At 73.0% G+C, this 19971-nt stretch carries 11 protein-coding genes; 1 reads left to right on the top strand and 10 read right to left on the bottom strand.

What is annotated here, in order from left to right; genetic code table 11:
- On the bottom strand, nucleotides 1-392 hold a 392-nt coding region (locus E1294_RS43360), incomplete at its 3' end, for a thioesterase II family protein (RefSeq protein ID WP_132517170.1).
- Between the two features lie 174 nt (nucleotides 393-566).
- On the opposite strand from E1294_RS43360, the gene asnB reads away from it, so the two are divergent.
- On the top strand, nucleotides 567-2390 hold the full coding sequence (asnB, locus tag E1294_RS43365; protein ID WP_132517172.1) for an asparagine synthase (glutamine-hydrolyzing): 1824 nt from the start codon (nucleotides 567-569) through the stop codon (nucleotides 2388-2390).
- Between the two features lie 214 nt (nucleotides 2391-2604).
- Here asnB and E1294_RS43370 read toward each other — a convergent pair whose 3' ends face one another.
- The 9 genes from E1294_RS43370 to E1294_RS43410 form a co-directional block, all read right to left on the bottom strand.
- Nucleotides 2605-3795, bottom strand: coding sequence for a GntG family PLP-dependent aldolase (locus E1294_RS43370; protein WP_246083700.1), 1191 nt, complete (start codon nucleotides 3793-3795; stop codon nucleotides 2605-2607).
- 73 nt (nucleotides 3796-3868) lie between these two features.
- Nucleotides 3869-4069 carry an MbtH family protein gene (locus tag E1294_RS43375; protein WP_132517174.1) on the bottom strand — a complete coding sequence of 67 codons (201 nt, stop codon included), beginning with the start codon at nucleotides 4067-4069 and terminating at the stop codon, nucleotides 3869-3871.
- Nucleotides 4070-4082: 13 nt separating this feature from the next.
- Nucleotides 4083-5606: an argininosuccinate lyase gene (locus E1294_RS43380; protein WP_132517176.1), complete on the bottom strand. Its 1524-nt coding sequence runs from the start codon at nucleotides 5604-5606 to the stop codon at nucleotides 4083-4085.
- Entirely contained in the window at nucleotides 5603-6835 is a 1233-nt protein-coding gene (locus E1294_RS43385) for an ATP-grasp domain-containing protein (protein WP_132517178.1), read from the bottom strand. The genes E1294_RS43380 and E1294_RS43385 overlap by 4 nt, the downstream gene beginning before the upstream one ends.
- Nucleotides 6832-7866 (bottom strand): pyridoxal-phosphate dependent enzyme, encoded by a 1035-nt coding sequence (locus E1294_RS43390; protein ID WP_181958645.1) that lies wholly within the window; start codon nucleotides 7864-7866, stop codon nucleotides 6832-6834. The genes E1294_RS43385 and E1294_RS43390 overlap by 4 nt, the downstream gene beginning before the upstream one ends.
- A 6-nt stretch (nucleotides 7867-7872) precedes the next feature.
- Entirely contained in the window at nucleotides 7873-8805 is a 933-nt protein-coding gene (locus E1294_RS43395) for a GHMP family kinase ATP-binding protein (RefSeq protein WP_132517180.1), read from the bottom strand.
- A complete protein-coding gene (locus tag E1294_RS43400) occupies nucleotides 8802-12824 on the bottom strand; it encodes a non-ribosomal peptide synthetase (RefSeq protein ID WP_132517182.1) in 4023 nt (1340 codons plus the stop codon). The genes E1294_RS43395 and E1294_RS43400 overlap by 4 nt, the downstream gene beginning before the upstream one ends.
- Nucleotides 12821-17710: a non-ribosomal peptide synthetase gene (locus E1294_RS43405; protein ID WP_132517184.1), complete on the bottom strand. Its 4890-nt coding sequence runs from the start codon at nucleotides 17708-17710 to the stop codon at nucleotides 12821-12823. Before E1294_RS43405 ends, E1294_RS43400 begins: the two co-directional genes overlap by 4 nt.
- A partial coding sequence (locus E1294_RS43410) for a non-ribosomal peptide synthetase (RefSeq protein WP_132517186.1) occupies nucleotides 17707-19971 on the bottom strand: 2265 nt, incomplete at its 5' end. The genes E1294_RS43410 and E1294_RS43405, both read right to left, overlap by 4 nt.

The raw sequence follows: 19971 nt of genomic DNA on the forward strand, positions 1-19971 counted from the left end.
GCGGGGGGCGGGCCCAGGTGCGGCGGCGGCGAGCCGGCCGCGATGATCCGCTCGGGCAGCGGCCAGCCGCGCTCCAGCAGGGCGCAGGCGACCTCGTACGCGATCCGCGCGCCCATGCTGTGCCCGAAGATCGCGAACGGCCGGTCGAGGTACGTGCGCACGCCTGTGAGGAGGTCGTCCACGAGAGCGCGCATGTCGTGGTGCGGCGGCTCGCTGAACCTGTTCCCCCTGCCGGGAAGCTGGAGCGGGATCACCGCGGCCCCGTGGATCTCCAGTGGCCATTCCTGGTACACGTTCGCGCTGCCGCCCGCGTAGGGCAGGCAGAACAGGATGCGCTGCGCGTCGCCTACGGTCCGGGCCGTCCAGCGGCCGGGCCGGGTTCTGAGGGACATGGGTCCTCCTTGACTTCCCTATGTTTCCAAGGTCCCCGCAACAGCCGCGGGACACAATCAGGGGAAATCCCCTGATGCGCGGGCGCAGGGGGAAGTCCCGCAGGTCGCTTGCCCGGACCGGGGTGTTCGGCATATCACCGATTTCAGGCCGCTCTCATGGAAAGGAGTTCGGCGATGTGTGGAATAGTCGGATGGGTCGACTGGCAGCGTGATCTACGCGACCACCGCGACGTGCTGCCCGCGATGACCGAGACGCTGGCCTGTCGGGGTCCTGACGGTTCCGGTGTCTGGACCGCCCGCCACGTGGGGTTCGGGCACCGCAGGCTGGCCGTGCTCGACGTCGCCGGGGGCGCCCAGCCCGCGGTGGCGGAGGCGGTCGCGATGACCTACAACGGCGAGGTCTACAATTTCCGCGAATTACGCGATGAATTGCAGGCCAAGGGCCACCGCTTCACCACCGCCTGTGACACGGAAGTGGTCTTGCGTGCGTATCTCGAATGGGGAGAGGATTTCGCCGGACGGCTGTCCGGAATGTATGCGCTGGCCATCTGGGACGGGCGTACGGAAGAGCTTGTGCTGCTGCGGGACCGGCTCGGGGTGAAGCCGCTGTACTTCACCCGGACTTCGGACGGAGTGATCTTCGGCTCGGAGCCCAAGGCCCTGCTGGCCAACCCCGGCTTCGCCCCCGTCATCGACGCCGACGGGCTCGCCGAGCTCTTCGCCGCCGCGTCGGCGCCCACGCCGGGCCGCTCCCCCCTGCGCGGTCTGTCCGAGGTCCGCCCGGGGACGCTGGTACGGGTGAGCAGGCGGGGCACGCACCACCGCACGTACTGGAGCCTGACCGCGCGGCCACACGAGGACGGCGACGAGGCGACCGTGCGACGCGTGCGCGAGCTCCTGAGCAGCGCGGTGGACGAGCAACTCGTCTCCGACGTGCCGCTGTGCAGCCTGCTGTCGGGCGGCCTGGACTCCAGCGCGGTGACGGCCCTGGGCGCCCTGTCCTACCGGGGCGGCGCGTACGGCGACAAGCTGAGCAGCTACGCGGTCGACTTCCATGACAGCGGCAAACACTTCCAGGAGACCACGCTGCACCACAGCCTCGACGCGCCCTACGCCCGGGCGGTCGCCTCCCACGTCGGCACCGGCCACACCGAGGTGCTGCTCGACGTGCCCGACCTGCTGGCCTGGTCCGACGCCACGACCAGGGCGCGCGACCTGCCGGGGCTCGGCGACGCCGACATCTCCCTGCACCTGCTCTTCCGCAGGGTGGCCAGGGACTGCACGGTCGCGCTGTCGGGCGAGTCGGCCGACGAGGTGTTCGGCGGCTATCCGTGGTTCGCCAGAGAGGCGGCCGAGCCCACCGGGTTCTTCCCCTGGTATCGCGCCGCGCCGCTGGGCCTGGCGGGCCTGCTCGGGGCGGAGGCCGCGGCCTGGTGCCGGCCCGGCGCGTACCTGGCCGAGAGTTACGCGCAGGCGATGCGGGAGGTGCCGCGCCTTGGCGGGGAGAGCGCCGCCGACCGGCGGCTGCGCGAGGTCGGCCACCTGTACCTCACACGTTTCCTGCCTCTCCTGCTCACGCGCATGGACCGCATGAGCATGGCCGCGGGGCTGGAGGTCCGGGTGCCGTTCTGCGACCACCGGCTGGTGGACTACGTGTGGAACGTGCCGTGGCGGCTCAAGTGCGCCGGCGGCGTCGAGAAGGGGCTGTTGCGCCGCGCCGTGGCGGATCTGCTGCCCGCCGAGGTGGTCAACCGGCCCAAGAGCGCCTACCCCGCCATGCAGAACCCCGCCTACGTGGCATCGTTGCGCGCCCGCGTGCGCGACGCGGTCGCCGATCCGGCCGGTCCGCTGAAGGACCTGCTCGATCCGGACGCTGTCAGGGCGCTGCTCGACCCTGGCGGCCCGCAGCCCGCCACCACCCTGGGCAGCGTCCGGGCGCTGGGGTTCCTGGTGCAGTTCGACCACTGGTTCCGTACGTACGGCGTGACGTTCGCCTGAACGTCAGCGGCCCGGCTCGTCGTTCACGAGCCCGGCCTTCGCGCCGGCACGTCCGCTCTCTTCAGTACGGAAGCCTCCGCCCGGAGGGCGTGCGAAGATCGGGCTGCTGCGCGCGCAGGTGCTTTGAGGGGCGCTTGGGGAGCTGAATGCGCTTCATGATCCGGTCCTTCCCTGGTTCCGGTGTTTCCGCTCACACCCACGATGCGAAGTGCTCTTATCGTGGCGGCATCGTCGCGCTCTCATGGCGGGCGGGAAACTCGGCGCCACGGGGGCCCGAGGCCAGCAGATCGGCGAAGATGGCGATGGCCCGGTCGATGGCCTCCCGCCCGACGTACGCGTGCGTGACCGCCCGGATGCGCCCGCGGCCGAGCTCCTCCACCCGCACGCCCCGCCGGGCCGCGGCGGCGATGAACGACCTGGTGGTGTACCGGTCGTCGCGGATGCGGAAGAAGACCATGTTGGTCACCGGCGGGCCGGGGTCGAGGCGTACGCCGGGCAGTCTGGACAGCCCTCTGGCCAGCCGGGTCGCGTTCTCGTGGTCCTCGGCCAGCCTGTCGGTCATCTCGGTGAGCGCGATGATGCCGCACGCGGCGATCATTCCGGACTGGCGCATGCCGCCGCCGAGCATCTTGCGCATCCGCCGGGCGTGCGCGATCAGCTTGCGGTCGCCCACGAGCACGGATCCGATCGGCGCCGACAATCCCTTGGACAGGCACACCTGGATGGTGTCGGCGTAGTGCCCGATCTCGGCGGGCGTGACGCCGAGCGCCACCGCCGCGTTGAACAGCCGGGCCCCGTCCAGGTGCAGTCCGACGCCGTGGCGGCGGGCGAGCTGGCCCACCTCGGCCAGGTAATCGAGCTGAAGGGGCAGCCCGCCGCACCTGTTCTGCGGGGTCTCCAGACTGATCACCGCGGGTGGCGCGATCTGCGGGTCGGAACGGTCGACCGTGCACGCCTCCTCGATGTCGGCCAGGTCGATCGTGCCGTCGCGCTGGTTGGGCAGAGCGTCGTAGACGATGCCGCCGCACAGGGAGGCGCCACCGGCCTCATAGACGTAGATGTCCGACTCATGGCCGACGATGGCCTTGCCGCCGCGAGGGCAGTGCGCCAGCAACGCCGTAAGGTTGGCCATGGTGCCGCTCGGCATGAGGCAGCCGGCCTCCTTGCCCAGCAGGTCGGCCGCCAGGGCCTCCAGCCGGGTCACCGTGGGGTCCTCGCCGTAGACGTCGTCGCCGAGCGGGGCGCGGGACGCGGCCTCCAGCATGGCCGGGGTCGGCAGGGTGAAGGTGTCGCTCCTCAACTCCACATGGCCGGAGGACTCGGGAGAGCCCGGGCCGTTCGCCGTGAGGATCGGCGCGGGGTCGTGCATCACGTCGTACGTCGGGTTGTGCAGCAGGCTTGTCATGGGATCTCCAGGAGAACAGCGCGGCGGCGGGGGTGTCGGCCGCCCCGGGGCGCGGGGCGGCCGGTGGGAAGGGCTAGCGGGCGGTGGCGGCCATGTGCTCGCGCAGGCTTCGCGGGCGCATGTCGGTCCAGATCTCGTCGATGTGTGCCAGGCAGCCGTCCTTGGGCCCGGTGAACCCCTGGGCCTGCCAGCCCTCCGGCGGCTGCCGGTCGGCCGGCCAGATCGAGTACTGGTGCTCGTCGTTGCGTACCACGGTGTACTGGCGCTCGGTCATGATGCTCTTCTCCTCATGCGGTTCTCTGGTGGGTGGTGAGAATGTCGTGCACGGCTGCGTCGAGTTCGGCGGCGGCCCCGGCCCACCGCCTGCGACGGCGGGCCGCGCGGCGGCGCAGGTCGGTCAGGCGGGCGCTGACGTCGGGCAGGGCCACGTCCAGCGCTCCCGGCCCGGGCCCGCCTCCGTAGTTCGCGGTGGCCGCGACGGAATCGGGGTCGAGCCCCGACCACACCGCCGGGCCGTACTGGGGCAGGCGCTGTCTGGCCACGTCCTCCAGCGGCCGGCCGGTCTCCAGGGCCTCGGCCGCGATGGCGCCCACCCGGTGGTGCGCGCTGCGGAACGGCATGCCCGCGCTCACCAGGCGCTCGGCCAGGTGGGTGGCCACGGTCTGCCCCTCCACCGCGCTCTGCCGCATCCGCGCCGCGTCCGGCTCGGCGCCCTCCAGCACCAGCCGGAGCAGGACGACGGCGTCCGTCGCCGCCTCCAGCGTGGACCAGATGTGCGCGACCGCCTCGGTGCCCACGGCGATGGCGTTGGTGAAGCGGGAGGTGCACATGGCGCTGACCGCGGCGGTGAAGGCGCCGAGTGCCACGGTGGCGCGGCCCTGCACGTGTTCGAGCAGGAACGGGTTGCGCTTCTGGGGCATCATGGAGCTCGACCCCACCACGTCGTCGGCCAGGTGCAGCAGCCCGGACTCGACGCTGGACCAGTGCTGCACGTCGTGCGCGACGCGGCACAGCAGCACGCCCAGCACCGCCGCCGCCGACGTCAGCCGCAGCACGACGTCCCTGGATGCGACCGCGTGCACGGAGTTGGCCAGCGGCTCGGCGAAGCCCAGCAGCCGGGTGGTCCGCCGCGGGTCGATCGGCAGGGACGTCCCGCCCACGGCTCCGGCGCCCAGGGGGTTCTGCTCGATCTCCTCCCCCGCGTGCCACAGGTCCGCCATGTCCCTGGCCAGCGCGGCGGCCACCCCGACCAGGTAGTGGCCGTACGTGATCGGCACCGCCGGCTGGTGGTGGGTGTAGGCGGGCATCGTCACGGAGGCGTACCTGCGCCCGTCACTCAGGAGCCGCCGGCCCAGCAGGTCGCACTCGGCCAGCAGCCGGTCGTACGGCTCACGCAGCCGCAGCCGGATCACCGCGGCGTTGAGGTCGTTGCGGGAGCGGCCACTGTGCAGGATGCCGCCCACGTCGGGCCCGAGCGAGTCGATCAGGTACGACTCGTAGGCCAGGTAACGCCCGCGCGGTGCCGGGGCGTCGATCAGCGGCCCGAAGTGCGCCCTGCGCAGCCGCTCGATCCCTTCGAGCAGCCGCTGGGCCGCCTCGGGTGCGGCGATGCCCTGCTCGACCAGCATGACCAGGTGCGCCCGGTCCACCTGGCTGATGAGCTGCAGCTCGGCCGCGACGGGCTCGGCCGATGGCCGCAGGTGACGGTCGAAGAGGATCTCCTGCGCGGCCGCACACACTGGACGCTTCAGTCGGCCGGAGTCCCACGACTTGGGGGAGAAGGCGGGGATCGACGTCGCTGGGGTACTCATGGTGACCCTCCTTCGGGGAGCGGCCGGATGGCTGTCCTGAGACAGTCCAGGGCGGCGGCCGCGGCCGCGCTGCTCTCTTCGGCCCGGTCGGACACGGCGAGCACGTGTCCGATCCGGTCGCGGAAGTCGCGAGCCGGCCGCAACCGGTCGCCGCGACCTCGGTACATCTTGATCTCTTCCACGCCGGGCAGCCGCGTGGCCGCGCCGAGCGTGTCCGGGGTGCCGTCCAGGACGGCAGGGAGGTCGCTGACCAGGAAGCGGATGCTGGCGTGCCGGTCGTGCACGGGGGTCAGCCTGACGCGTGCGCCGAGAGCGGCGGTCACCTGCGCGGTGACCAGGTCGAGCCCGCTGGCCCTGCGTACCATCTCGGGGATCATGCCGCCGGCCAGCCTGCAGTTGACCTCGATCACCCGCGGGCCGTCCTGGGTGAGCCTGAGCTCCACGTGTGCGGCGCCGAAGCCCAGGCCGAGCCCGCGCACCGCGTGCTCGGCGATCTGCCGCATCCGGGCCGCCTCGGTGTGCGGCAGTCCGGAGGGCAGGTCGTGACCGATCTCCACGAAGTACGGGGCGGGCCCGAGATGCTTGGCGACGACGGCCACGGCGAAGCCGGCGAAGGTCTCCACCGAGAACTCCGGGCCCCGTACGTACTCCTCGACCAGCACCAGGGGCTCGACCGGCAGGCCGCGCTCGTTGGCGGTGACGGCGAGCAGGCCCTCCGCGTGGCCCGCCACGTCCTCGTCGTCGGAGCACTTCAGCACGCCCATGCTGCCCGACCCGGCCGCCGGCTTGACGACCACGGGATAGCCGATGGCCCGCGCGGCCGTCACCGCCTCCCTCGCCGAGGCGGCGGCGGCGTGACGCGGCGAGGGTAGGCCGGCGGCCGCCAGCGTGTCGCGCTGCCGCCCCTTGTGCCGGCAGGCGGTTACGGCGGCGGGGCCGGGGCCGGGCAGGCCGAGGTCCGCGGCCACCTGGGCGGCCGTCGGCACGTAGTACTCGGAGCTGGTGGTCACGCCGGCCAGGTCCGGCACGTCCCGCGCCGCGCGCAGCACGGCCTCGGCATCGCCGGTGTCGACGCGGCGGGTCTCGATCCTGTCCTCGCGGGCGTAGCCGTAACGGTCCGGGTCGGCGGCCAGCAGCAGCGGCCGGGCGCCGAGCTCGCGGGCTCGCCCGGCGAACAGCCGGCCGGTCCCGGTGCTGTTGCTCTCGATGAACAGCAGGGTCGCGGTCATGGCCGCGCCCCGATCAGGTCGTGGAGCCGCCGCCGGTTCCAGTCCATACGCGACCAGCCGCCGAGCTCCTGTGCCGGATGGGCGACCTCGACCGGCTCGGGGGCCAGGGGGGCGTCGAGCAGATCGATCGCGCGCAGCCACTCGTCGTCGTAGACGGTGTCCAGGTAGCGGTAACCCTCGTCGGGGAGCAGGGCGACCACCTGCGCGTCGGGGTTGCACCTGGCCCACCAGGAGGCGACCAGGAACGCGGCGCCGCTGGTCGGGCCCATGAACAGGCAGTGCCTGCCGTAGAGCCGGCGGGTGGCGTGGAAGGCCTCGGCCGGGCCCACCCAGTGGACCTCGTCGTAGCTCTCGTGCTGGACGTTGCCCGGCACCAGGCTGTTGCCCAGGCCGCGCAGGATGCGGGGCCGGTCGGGCTGCCCGAAGATGATGCTGCCCGGCGTGTCCACTCCGACCAGGTGCAGGTCGGGCGACACGAGCCTGAGGAAGGAGCTGGTGCCGATGGTCGAGCCGCCTGAGCCGACGGCCCCGACCAGGCAGTCGATGGGGCCGATGGCCTCGCAGAGCTGCTCGGCGACGACGGAGTAGGCCGCGGGGTTGTCCGGGTTGCCGTACTGGTTGGGGATGTAGTGGTCGGGATGCTCGTCACGCAGCTCGGCCAGCCGGTCCAGGCGGGCGCGCTGATAGCCGCCCTCGGGGCTCGGGTCCTCGCAGATCTCCACGCGGGTGCCGAGCTGGTTAAGCCGCCGCCGCAGCCCGGGGTCGATCGCGGGATCGCCCACGATCGTCAGGGCGTTGCCGCGCAGACGGCACACGATCGCCAATCCGAGCCCGAAGGTGCCCGAGGAGGTCTCCAGAACCGTGGTGCCCCAGTCCAGCTCGCCGCGCTCGGCGGCGCGGTCGAGCATGTAACGGGCAGGCAGCAGCTTCATCAGCCCGAACGCGGCGACATGCAGGTTGTGCCCGATCCGGATGAGCCTCGGCAACTGCGTCGCTTCGACGATGGATCGGCTGGGCGCGACGGATCGCATGGTTGATCATCCCTTCGTGCTGAATCTCCAGGTTTCGGTGATGCCAAGGCGGCGCAGCCGCTCACCGGCCCGCTCCACCCGGTCGGCGGTCGCCGGGTCGGATGCCGGGAACAGCAGGCCCGCGATGTCGCCGCTGTGGGCGACCTCGACGCCGGCCGCGCCGCTCGCACGGGCCACGCGGATGATGTCGTCGAGCTGGGGCACCCGCAGGTGCCGCTGGTTGAGCAGGGCGCTGGCGGTGGCGACCCTGCCGAGCAGGTACGCGTCCCGGGTCCGCACGGCACGCCGCAACATCCCGAGCATGGGCCTGAACGCCTCGATCTCCCATGAGGAGTAGCGCGCCGGCGGCAGGTCCAGGGTGTTCACGCCCTGTCCATGGGAGCTGGTGCCGAAGCCGAGCACCTCCAGCGGCATCAGGTCCTGGCCGAGGTCCTCGATGACCACGCCTTCCCGGTGGGCGAAGAGCACCGCGCGCCTGCCGTACACGAGCGAGTCCGACGCCCGCTCCGCGCTGACGGCGATCTTGGCCACGGCGGCGGGGGGCAGCGTGCGGCCGGTGGCCACGACGACCGCCTGGATGGCGGCGGTGACGTCGGCGGTGGACGAGCCGAACCCGCGCGACAGCGGGATGTCGCTGGTCAGTATGAGCAGCCCGCCGGGCACCGGCCAGCCGAGCGCGGACAGCGTCAGCTCGGCGGCCCGAGTGGCCTTGGTCCGCCAGCCGGGACGGACCGTCACGCCGTCGTCGCCGGTCGGCATGAACGTGGCACGGGTGTTGTAGAGCGGGCAGGGCAGCGTGACCAGGCCGCGCCGCAGCCGCTCCCCGTCGTGGAAGACGCCCTGGAGTATCTCGCCGTGGTGGGCGTTCACCCGGCTGCCCGCGGTGTTCGGCAGGGGGAGCAGGTCCTCCAGGAGCCGGTGCCCTTGGTCGACTTTCATCGGTGTTCCTTTCCGAGCAACGGGGCGGCGATGATCCGGGCGAGCGTCGCGGCGTGCGGCGGTTCGACGACGTTCCAGTGGTTGGCGGCGAGCTCGGTGACCTGGAAGCCGCCGCGCGTCCTGCTCTCCCAGCTCTCCGTGTGCACCTCCGGCCTGCCGTGCTCGGAGTGCCGCTCCGTCGTACGGATCAGGTGCAAGGGGGTGTCGAGCACGGCCCCGCACCGGTAGCGGGCGGCGGCGCGGCTGTTGGCCAGGTAGACGGCGGCCATGCGGGCGACGACCTCGCTCATGGCCGCGTCCGGCACCAGCTCGCGGGCCCTGGCCTGGGACAGCAGCTCGCTCATCGCCTCCTCGGGCGACAGCCCGGCCAGCGCGGCGGGCTCGACGTCGAGCATGGTCCGGCCGAACAGGGACAGGGCGTCGCCGGTCTCGACCTCCGGCGCCTGCTCCATCCGGTCCACGCCGAGCACCGAGGAGTCGATGACCCACAACCCGGGGACCTGCCTGCCCGCCGCCTCCAGCAGGCGCGTCATCTCGAAGGCCACCGATCCGCCGAAGGACCATCCGGCCAGCGCCACGGGCCCGTCAGGCAGCTCTCGCACGTAGCGGGCGGCGATGGCCTCCACCGTGTCCAGGGGTTGCTCGCCACCTTCGTAACCGGGGGCCTGCAGGCCGTACACGGGCAGGCGCGGATCCAGCTCCTCGACCAGCGGCAGGTAGGGAAAGGGTGTGCCCGCGGTGGGCGGCACCAGGAACAGCGGCACGCGATCCGGCTCCCCCGCCCGCATCCGGATGAGGCAGTCCGCGGCGGGCGGCGCCTGCAGCGCCTCGCACAGGCCGCGCACGGTCGGGCGGCGGAACAACGACGACAGGCCGACGTCGAGGCCGAGCTCGGAGCTCAGCCGGTCGACCAGGCGCACGGCGAGCAGCGAGTGGCCGCCCAGCCGGAAGAAGTCGTCGGTGACGCCGATGCCGCGCTGCCCCAGCGACTCCTCCCACACGCGCAGGACCGCCAGCTCCAGCGCGTCCCGGGGGCGGGCGCCCGCCGTCGCCGCGGCCTGCTTCGCCTCGGGGGCGGGCAGGGCAGCCCGGTCGATCTTGCCGTTGGCGGTGAGCGGCAGCTCGTCGAGCACGCTCAGGAAGGCGGGCACCATGTACTCCGGCAGCCGGGCGTCCAGATGCTCGCGCAGCGCCCGCTCGTCCACCCGCGCCTCAGGGCCGGCCGCCGCGTATCCGGCCAGCCCGTCCCGGCAGGGCACCACCACCGCCTCGGCCACCGCCGGGTGGCTCAGCAGGGCGGCCTCGATCTCGCCCAGCTCGATGCGGTAACCGCGGACCTTCACCTGGTGGTCACGGCGGCCCACGAACTCCAAGGTGCCGTCGGCCAGGTATCTGACCAGGTCGCCGCTGCGGTAGAGCCGACCGGGACCGAAGGGGTTGGGCACGTACCGGTCCGCGGTCAACCCCGGGCGGCCCACGAAGCCGCGCGCCACGCCGACACCGCCGGCCAGCAGCTCGCCGGTCACGCCGATCGGCACGGGCCGCAGGTCCTCGTCCACGATGTAGATCTCGGTGTTCCAGATGGGGCGCCCGACGGACACGGGGGTGCTGGTGGCCTCGGCGGCGGGCAGCAGGTTGATGACGTTGGCCACCGAGGTCTCGGTGTGGCCGTACTCGTTGGAGACCACGACACCGGGGGCGTTCGAACGCCAGAAGGCCAGCGCCTCGGCGGTGAGCTGCTCGCCGCCCACCACGAGGTAGTTGGCCGCCGCGGCGGCGTCCGGATCGTCCTGCAGGCAGCGCTGCAGCGGCTCCAGGTGGGCGGGGGTGAGCTTGACGAAGCTGAAGCGGCGCCCGCTGGACAGGGCGTCGGCCAGCCCGGCGATCGGGTGTTCGTCCTCCGGGATCAGGGTGACCGTCGTGCCGCACATCAGCGGCAGGAACAGGCCCGTCACGGTGAGGTCGAAGGAGAGCGAGGAGTGCACGGGAGCGCCGTCGCCCCGGTCGGCCTCATACGCCTGCCGGCACCAGGCCAGGTAGTGCACCACGCCGCGATGGCTGATCATCACGCCCTTGGGCCTGCCGGTGGATCCGGAGGTGTAGATGATGTAGGCCAGATTGTCGGGGTGCACCGGCGACTCGGGCGGCAGCTCGGCGCTCTCGTCGGGCCGCTCGTCCAGGAAGAGCTCCCGTCCTTCGTAGCCGGGCAGCCGGCCGCGGTAGCGGGAGGTGGTGAGCAGGACCGGGGCCCCGGCCTCCGCCAGGATCCAGCCCAGCCTCTCCTCCGGGTAGGCGGGGTCGAGCGGGACATAGTGGCCTCCCGTTTTGAGCACCGCCAGCAGCGCGGGCAGCAGCAGCGGCGAACGGTCGCACAACACGCCGACCGGCGTCTCCAGGCCCACGCCCGCCTCGCGCAGCCGGTGGGCCAGGGCGTTGGCGCGCTGGTCCAGCTCGCGGTAGGTGAGCTCGTCCGCGCCACACCGCACGGCCACGGCCTGCGGCGTGCGGGCCGCCTGGGCCGAGATCAGCTCGTGCAGGCACGCCACCGGGTACGGGGCGGCGGTGGCGTTCCAGTCCCGCAGCAGCAGCGACCGCTCCTGCGCGTTGAGCAGCTCCAGCTCGCTGAGCCGGGCCCGTGGCCGGGCCGCGACCTGCGACAGGAGCTGGGTGATGTGGCCGCCGAGCCGTTCGGCGCGGCCCCGGTCGAACAGCGCGGTCGCGTACTCGATCAGGCCGCTGACGGAGCCGTCCTCGGCCTGCTCCATCCCGATCGTCAGATCGAACTTGGCGCTGACCGACGGCGGCGTCAGCTCGGAGACCGCCAGCGGCCCCATGGCCGTACGATCCGGGCCGGCCTCGCCGGTGACGAACATGACATTGGTGAACGGGGTCCGCGACAGGTCACGCGTCACGCCCAGCTCGTCCACGAGCCGCTCGAAGGGCAGGTCCTGATGCGCGAAGTCGGCCAGCACCCCCTGCCGCACCCGCTCCAGCAGGTCGGCGAAGGCCGGGTCGCCGGACAGGTCCGCCCGCAGCACCAGGGTGTTGACGAAGAACCCGACCACGTCCTCGGTCTCGCTGCGATCGCGGCCGGCCACGGGGGTGCCGACGGCGAGGTCACGTTGCCCGCAGTGCACGGCCAGCACGGCCAAGACGGCGGTGAGCAACGTCGTGAACGGCGTCGCGCCCTGCTGCCTGCCCATCGCCAGCACGGCCTGGGCGACGGGGGCGGGCACGGTGAAGGCGACCGCGTCACCGCTCGTGTCGCGCCGCGCCGGCCGCGGCCGGTCGGTGGGCAGCTCCATCGGCTCCAGCCCGGCCAGCCGGGTGCTCCAGTAGCCGGCCTGCCCGTCCAAGGCCGCGCCCGCCTGCCGCCGTCGCTGCCAGTGCGCGAAGTCCGCGTAGCGGATCCTGGGCGGGGGCAGCGGGTTGTCCTGGCCGGCCAGCAGCGCGGGATAGATCTCGGCCAGCTCCCTGCGCAGGATGCGCAGCGACCAGCCGTCGCAGGCGATGTGGTGCACGGCCAGCACGAGCACGTGCTCCTCGGGCGCCAGGCGCAGCAACAGGGCCCGCAGCACCGGCCCGCGTTCCAGATCGAACGGCCTGGACACGTGCTCGGCCACCAGCCGGTCGAGGCGCCCGGCCGCGTCCGACAGCGGCAGGGGCACCGGTCCGGGCGGATCGACGATCTGGTGCGGGCCCTCCTGGCCGCCGACGTAACGGGTGCGCAGGGTCTCGTGCCTGGCGACGATCTCCTCCAGGGCGCGGCGCAGCACGTCCTGGTCCAGGGGGCCCTCCAGGCGCAACATGAGCGGCACGGTGTACTCGACGCCGCCGGGCTGCAGGCGGTCGAGGAACCACAGGCGCTGCTGGCCGTACGAGAGCGGGATCGGGGCGTCGTCCGGGCAGGGCGGGATGGTGGTCGTGCGGCTTCCGCCGCCGCGCAGCCGCCGCGCCAGCAGGGCGCCTCTGAGGTCCGCGGGGCTGGAGCCGTTCGGCGGCGTGGTGGTGACGGTCATGACGAGACCTCTCGTTCGAGCGAGGCGAGCAGTTCGTGGTCGGACAGCCCGGCCAGTTCGTCCTCGATCGCGCGTCGCACCTCGGCGGCCTGCCCGGCGATCGTGGTGGCGTCGAAGAACACGTGCATGGGCAGATCGACGCCGAAGTGGTCCTGCAGCCGCATGCGGAGCCGGGCGACGAGCAGGCTGTGACCGCCGAGCTGGAAGAAGTCGTCGAAGGCGTCGTGCACGGGGCGGCCGAGCAACTCCTGCCACACGTCGGCGATGATCTCCTCCGCGGGTCCCTCGGGCGCGCGGGACGGCCGAGCAGGCTCGCCCCGCGCAGGGGTGGCGGGGTTGCCGCCGCCGTCCCGCGCGATGCCGCCGAGCGGGGCGTACGGGCTGCTCAGCGCGGTCGCGAGCAGCTCGCGGAACCCGGTGACGAAGCTCGCCACGGTGGCCTCGTCCAGCAGGAGCGGGGAGTACTCGATGACGCCGCTCAGCCCGTCGGCGGTGCGGGTCAGGCCCAGCGCCAGTTCGTACCGAGCGGTCAGGATGCGTTCGGGCAGGCGGCGTACGTCCAGGCCCGGCAACGTCCATTCCTTGGCCGGCGCGGTGTCGAGGGTGAAGTGCACGGGCGACAGGGGCGGCCTGGCCGGGTCGCGGTCGGTGACCAGCTCGCCCACGACCCGCTCGAACGGCAGCGCCCGGTGGGCCAGCGCGGCCGTCACCCGCCGCTTGGCCTGCCGTACGACCTCGGCGAACGTGGGGTCGCCCGACAGGTCGGCGCGGATCACCAGCGTGTTCACGAACATGCCGATGAGGTGCTGGATCTCGACGTTGTCGCGGTTGGACACGGGCGTGGTGACGGCCAGGTCGCCCTGACCGGACAGCCGGGCCAGCGCCGTCTGGAAGGCCGCCAGCAGCACGACGAACGGTGTGGTCGCGTTCGCCCTGGCGAAGGAATCGACCTGGGTGGCCAGCGCCGCGGGAAGGGTGAAGGCGTGACAGGCGCCCGCGGGCCGCCGCACCCCGGGCCGTTCCCGGTCCAGGGGCAGCTCCAGCGGTGGCAGCCCTGCCAGCTCGGCGCGCCAGAAGGCCAGGTGCTCGTCCTCGCCGGTGAAGTGGTCGCGCTGCCAGGCGGCCACGTCGGCGTACTGGACGTTCAGCTCCGGCACGTCGGCGGGTGCGCCGTGCGCGGCCGCGGCGTAGTGGGCGGCCAGCTCCCGCCTGAGCAGGTCGATGGAGGTGCCGTCGGCGCCCGCGTGATGCATGGTGATCAGGAGCAGGTGCTCGTCGGCGGCTAGCCGGATCAGCCTGGCCCGCAGGAGCGGGTCCCGGCCGAGGTCGAACGGCGCGGCGGCCGCGGCGGCGACGATCTCCCCGGCCGCGGCGGCGGGGTCGGCGGCGGCGGTCACGTCGTCGATGGGCAGGGCGACCTCGCCCGGCGGGGCGATCTCCTGGACCAGCACGCCCTGCTCCGACCAGCGCAGGCGGGTACGCAGGGACTCGTGCCGGCCGAGTACGGCGGTCAGCGCCGCGCGCAGCGCCTCGGCCTCCAGCGGGCCGCGCAGCGACAACTCCACCGGCAGGTGGTAGTCGGGCACGCCGGGGAACATCTGGTCCAGGAACCACATGCGCTCCTGCCCGAACGACGCCCGCGGCGGCCGGTCCCGTGGCACGACGGCGATGTGGTCGCCGGCCAGGCCGTCCTCGGTGGCGAAGCGGGCCGCGAGTCCTGCCACGGTCGGGGCGTCGAACAGCGCCCGCACCTCCATGGCGGTGCCCAGCTCGGCGTTGATCCGGTTCATCGCCTGGACGGCGAGGAGGCTGTGGCCGCCCAGGGCGAAGAAGTCGGCGTGCACGCCGGGCACCGCCACCCCGAGCACGTCCGACCACACCTCGGCGACGAGCTTCTCCAGCCCGCTGCGCGGCGCCTGGTCGGCCACCGGCGCGGCGGAGACGGCCGGCGAGGGCAGCGCCTTGCGGTCCACCTTGCGGTTCGGAGTGAGCGGGAAGTCGGGCAGCGTCATGTAGATGGTCGGGACCATGTAGTCAGGCAGTTTGCGCGCCAGGTGGGCCCGCAGGTCCGCGGGGTCCGGCTCGCGGCCCGCGGCGGTGAGGTAGGCGACCAGGCGGCGGTCACCCGGGGCGAACTCGTGCGCGACGACGACGGCCTGCGCCACGTCCGGATGCTCGGTCAGCCTGGCGTCGATCTCGCTGGTCTCGATACGGAAGCCGCGTACCTTCACCTGATGGTCGTTCCTGCCGAGGAACTCCAGGTCACCGTCCGGCAGCCGGCGGACCAGGTCGCCGGTGCGGTAGAGCCGGGAGCCGGGTGGGCCGTGGGGGTCGGGGACGAACCGGTCGGCGGACAGGCCGGGCCGGCCATGGTAGCCGCGGGCCACGCCGTGCCCCGCGATGTACAGCTCGCCCGGGACGCCGGTGGGCACCTGCCGCAGGTCGGCGTCCAGCACCAGGCAGCGGGTGTTGGCGATGGGGGTGCCGATCGGCAGCGCCGCGGCGCCGCAGGTCAGGTCCTGACCGCTGATCCGGCGTACGGTGGACCAGATGGTGGTCTCCGTGGGGCCGTACATGTTCCACACGCCGCGCGCGGCGGCGGTGAGCGGGCCGGCCACGTCGGGCGTCAGCGCCTCGCCGCCGACCAGCACCGTCAGGCCCTCCAGCTCGGGGCAGTCGCCGAGCAGCCGCCACGTGGCCGGTGTCGCCTGCATGATCGTCGCCCCGCTGGACGTGATCAGCGCGCGCAGCCGGTCGCCGTCGAGCGCGGTGTAGCGGTCGGCGATCACCACCTTCCCGCCGGTGACGAGCGGCAGGAACAACTCCAGCGCGGCGATGTCGAACGACGGCGTGGTCACCGCCAGCAGCACGTCGTCCTCGGTGATGCCGGGACGCTCGGCCATCGTGGCCAGGAAGTTGCTCAGCGCCCCGTGCGGAACGGCGACGCCCTTGGGCCGGCCCGTGGAGCCGCTGGTGAAGATGACGTACGCGAGGTCGTGCGGGTGCCTGTCCAGCTCGGGCGGCGTGTCCGGCATGGCCGCGATCGCGGCGGCGTGCTCGGCCGCCAGGTGGATCCCGGTGGCGCCGCCGGGCAACTGCGGCAGCAGCTCGCGCTGGGTGAAGATCATCGCGGGCGCGGCGTCCTGCAGGATGAGCGCGACGCGGTCGGCGGGCTCGCCGGGGTTGAGCGGCACGTACGCGGCCCCCGCACGCTGCACCGCCAGCAGGGTGACGGGCAGGTCGAGCCCGCGTTCCAGGAAGACCGCCACCAGGTCGCCGCGGCCCACGCCGGCGCGCCGGAGGTGGTGGGCCAGCCGGTTGGCGGCCTGTTCCAGCTCGGCGTAGGTGAGCCTGGCGTCACCGTACTGGACAGCCTGCCTGTTGCCGTGCCCGGCCGCCTGCCGCGACACCATCTCGGGCAGCAGCCCGCGCCGGTACGCGCGTACGGTGTTGTTCCAGTCCTCCAGCTCGCGCAGCTCGTCGTCGGGCAGCAGGCGCAACGCGCTCAGCGGCACGTCGGGCGCGTCGGCCGCGGACTCCAGCAGCCGCACGGCCCGGCGCGCCAGCCGGTCCGCGGTGGCCGCGTCGAACAGGGCGGTGGCGTATTCGAGGGTCAGGACGAGGTCGTCGCCCCGGTCGCGGAAGAAGAACGACAGGTCGAACTTGGCCACGTCGTTGGCCACGGCCAGCTCCTCCACCCGCAGCCCGGGCAGCCGCCATCCCTCACCGGTGCCCCGGCCGAGCTGGACGAACACCTGCGCCAGCGGGTTGCGGGCGGTGTCGCGCTCGGTGACCAGCTCGCGTACGAGCCGTTCGAAGGGCAGGTCCTGATGGGCGAACCCTTCAAGGACCGTGGCCCGCTCGCGAGAGAGCGCGCCCGCGAAGGACGGGTCGCCGGACAGGTCGCCGCCCAGCGCCAGGGTGTTGACGAAGCAGCCGACGATCTCCTCCAGCTCGGGCCGGTCCCGCCCGGCGATGGAGGAGGCCAGGATGAACCTGTCCTGTCCGCTGTGCGTCCGAAGCAGGGTCCTGACGGCGGTGAGCAGCAGCATGTACAGGCTGGCGCCGCACCGGTCGGCCAGCTCGCGCAGCCTGGCGGTCAGTTCGGGCGGCACCGTGACCCGGGTCTCGGCGCCGTCGTGGCGGAAGGTCGCCGCTCTGGGGCGGTCGGTGGGCAGCTCCAGCACGTGCGGCTGGCCGGCGAGGGCCGAACGCCAGTGGTTCAGCTCGGCACGCAGCCGTGCGCCGCTCAGCCGCTCGCGCTGCCACACGGAGAAGTCCCGGTAGCGGGTCCCCGGCTCGGGGCGGGGCCGGCCGGCGTACCCGGCGGCCAGGTCCTCGGCCAGGATCTCGGTGGACCAGCCGTCGGTCACGATGTGGTGCAGGACCAGCACCAGGACGTGCTCCTCGGCGCCGCGCCGGAAGAGCGCCGCCCGGCACAGCGGGCCGCCGGTGAGGTCGAACGGGGCCCGGCATTCCGCCAGCACGTGCCGCTCCAGCTCGTCCGGCGAAAGGTCGCTCAGGTCGCGCTCCGCCAGCGGCATGGACGTACCGGAGCCGACCACCTGCACCGCGGCGGGCTCGCCCGGGGCGAACGTCGTGCGCAGCGCCTCGTGCCGGTTCAGCAGCCCGTCGAGGGCCCGCCGCAGCGCGGCCCGGTCGAGCCGGCCGACGATGCGGAAGGCGTGGTAGACGTTGTACGTGTGGTCCCGGCCCTGGAGCTGGTCGATCAGCCAGAGCCGCTCCTGGGCGAACGACGTGGGCGCGGGCTCCGGGCCGTCGTGGCGCGGGATGACCGATGACGGGCCTGCCTGGGCGGCGCGCACCCGGTTGGCCAGCAGCCTGCGCCGGGCCGAGGCCGGGAGGTCCTTGGGCCTGGTGCTCATCTCTCCTCCGTCTCCATCAGGTGGGCGAGGTCGTCGTCGCTCAGGTCGTCGAGCTCGGCCAGCAGCACCCGCTCGACCGCGTCGGCGGCATCCGCCAGGGTCGCCGCCTCGAACAGCAGGCTGAGCGGCAGATCCGCGTCCAGCTCTGCCCGCATCCGGGAGATGGCCCTGGTCGCCAGGAGCGAGTGGCCGCCGAGGTCGAAGAAGTTGTCGTCGGCGCCGACCCTCGGCTGGCCGAGCAGGTCGGCCCAGATGCCCGCGATCAGCTCGGCGACCGGGCCGTCGGGCGCGCGATAGGCGCTCGCGGCGCTTTCGCCGTCCTCCGGAGCCGGCAATGCCCTGCGGTCGATCTTGCCGCTCGTCGTGGTGGGCATTTCCGGCAGCACCGACAGCGCGGCGGGCACCAGGTAACTCGGCAGCCGCTCCTTCAGCCGCTCCCTCAGCAGGGCGGGTGTCAGGTCGCTGCCCGGCTTCGGCACCGCGTATCCGGCCAGCCGTTTGTCCCCAGGGCTCGGTTCCCAGACGGTCACCGCGGCCTCGCGTACCCCGGGCAGTTCGAGCATGGCCTGCTCGACCTCGCCCGGCTCGACCCGGATGCCGCGGATCTTGACCTGGTCGTCCTGCCGTCCGAGGAAGACGATCGAGCCGTTCGGGCGCAGCAGCCCGCGGTCCCCGGTGCGGTAGATCCGCTGTCCGGGCCGGAACGGGTCGGGCCCGAAGGCACCGGCGGTCTTGGCGGCGTCATTGAGGTAGCCGCGGGCCAGCGCGTCGCCGCCGATGTAGAGGTCGCCGGGCACGCCGATCGGGGCCGGGTTCAGCTCGGGGTCCAGCACGTACACCTGGTTGTTGGCGATCGGCGTGCCGACGCTGACCGAGGTGGGGGCGTGGACGTCGGCGGGCAGGCAGCGGTGCGCGGTGGAGTCGATGGAGACCTCCGTGGCTCCCCACTGGTTGTTCAGCGTCGGGACGTCCGCGCCGAAGCGGTCGAGGAACAACCGCAGCAGCTCAGGCTTCAGCGCCTCGCCGCTGGAGATGACGTGCCTGAGCGCGCCCAGCCGCGACAGCCGCTCGCCGTCCAGCGCCTCCAGGAACAGCGTGAGCATGCTGGGGACGAACTGCAGCACGCTCACCCGGTGCCTGGCGGCGTACTCGGCGATCTCCACAGGGTCCCGGTGCAACCCCGGCGGGATGAGCGCCACCCTGCCGCCCACCAGCAGCGGCCACAGGCATTCCACCGCGGCGTCGTCGAAGACCAGGGTGGTCTTCTGCAGCACGGCCTCGCCCGGACGCAGACGGTAGGTGTCCTGCATCCAGCGCATCCGGTTGACCCACCCGCCATGCGTGCTGGCCACGCCCTTGGGGCGGCCCGTCGAACCGGAGGTGTAGTAGATCGAGATGAGGTTGTCCGGGCTGAGCGCCACCTCGGGCGGCGTGCCCGGCGCGTCCGCGGGCGCGTCGTGCACGGTGACGAACGTGACCGGTCCGGGGTCCGCCGGCGCGCGGCCCGCGTCCACCAGGCACACGGGGGCGGCGGCGTCCGCCAGGATGCCCATCATCCTGGGCTCGGGGGCGTCGGTCTCGATCGGCACGTAGCAACCGCCGGCCTTGAGGATCGCCAGCAATCCCACGATCAGGCCCACCGAGCGGTCCAGCCGCAGGCCGACCGCCGTGTCCGGGCCGACGCCCAGGGAGCGGAGGTGGCGGGCGAGCCTGTTGGCCTGTGACTCCAGCTCGGCGTAGGTGAGGCGGTCGTCGGCGTACTCGACGGCGATCGCGCCGGGGGTCCTGGCCGCCTGCCGCTCGATCAGCTCGTGCATGCACTCGCCTGCCGGGTAGTGGACCTTGGTGTCGTTCAGTGCGTGCACGAGCTCGCCCCGCTCCCCCGTGGTCAGCAGGGGGATGAGCCCGACGGGCAGGCCGGGGCGCGCCGCCGCCTCGGTGAGGAGGGTGACGTAGTGGCGGGCGAGCCGGTCGATGGTGGCCGCGTCGAAGAGCGCCGTGGGGTATTCGACGGTGCCTTCGAGTGAGCCGTCGGGGGTTTCGCGTACCGCCATGAACAGGTCGTACTTGCTGGTCTGGGTGTGCGCTGGGATACGCCGCACGGACAGGCCCCGCAGGTGCCAGGACTCCGTGTCCGCGGTCTGGAGTGCGAAGACGTGCTGGACGAGGGGGGTGCGGGTGAGGTCGCGTTGGGGGTGGAGCTCTTCGACGATGCGGTCGAAGGGCAGGTGCTGGTGTTCGTAGGCGGCCAGGGCGGTGTC

The organism is Nonomuraea diastatica, from assembly GCF_004349015.1.
Classification (GTDB): Bacteria; Actinomycetota; Actinomycetes; order Streptosporangiales; family Streptosporangiaceae; genus Nonomuraea; species Nonomuraea diastatica.

Excerpts from the sequence above, each read along its gene's own strand:
- E1294_RS43375 (WP_132517174.1), bottom strand. The coding sequence starts at position 4,069 with ATGACCGAGCGCCAGTACACCGTGGTACGCAACGACGAGCACCAGTAC.
- E1294_RS43390 (WP_181958645.1), bottom strand. The coding sequence starts at position 7,866 with ATGCGATCCGTCGCGCCCAGCCGATCCATCGTCGAAGCGACGCAGTTG.
- E1294_RS43385 (WP_132517178.1), bottom strand. The coding sequence starts at position 6,835 with ATGACCGCGACCCTGCTGTTCATCGAGAGCAACAGCACCGGGACCGGC.
- E1294_RS43405 (WP_132517184.1), bottom strand. The coding sequence starts at position 17,710 with ATGAGCACCAGGCCCAAGGACCTCCCGGCCTCGGCCCGGCGCAGGCTG.
- asnB (WP_132517172.1), top strand. The coding sequence starts at position 567 with ATGTGTGGAATAGTCGGATGGGTCGACTGGCAGCGTGATCTACGCGAC.
- E1294_RS43395 (WP_132517180.1), bottom strand. The coding sequence starts at position 8,805 with ATGAAAGTCGACCAAGGGCACCGGCTCCTGGAGGACCTGCTCCCCCTG.
- E1294_RS43380 (WP_132517176.1), bottom strand. The coding sequence starts at position 5,606 with ATGAGTACCCCAGCGACGTCGATCCCCGCCTTCTCCCCCAAGTCGTGG.
- E1294_RS43400 (WP_132517182.1), bottom strand. The coding sequence starts at position 12,824 with ATGACCGTCACCACCACGCCGCCGAACGGCTCCAGCCCCGCGGACCTC.
- E1294_RS43370 (WP_246083700.1), bottom strand. The coding sequence starts at position 3,795 with ATGACAAGCCTGCTGCACAACCCGACGTACGACGTGATGCACGACCCC.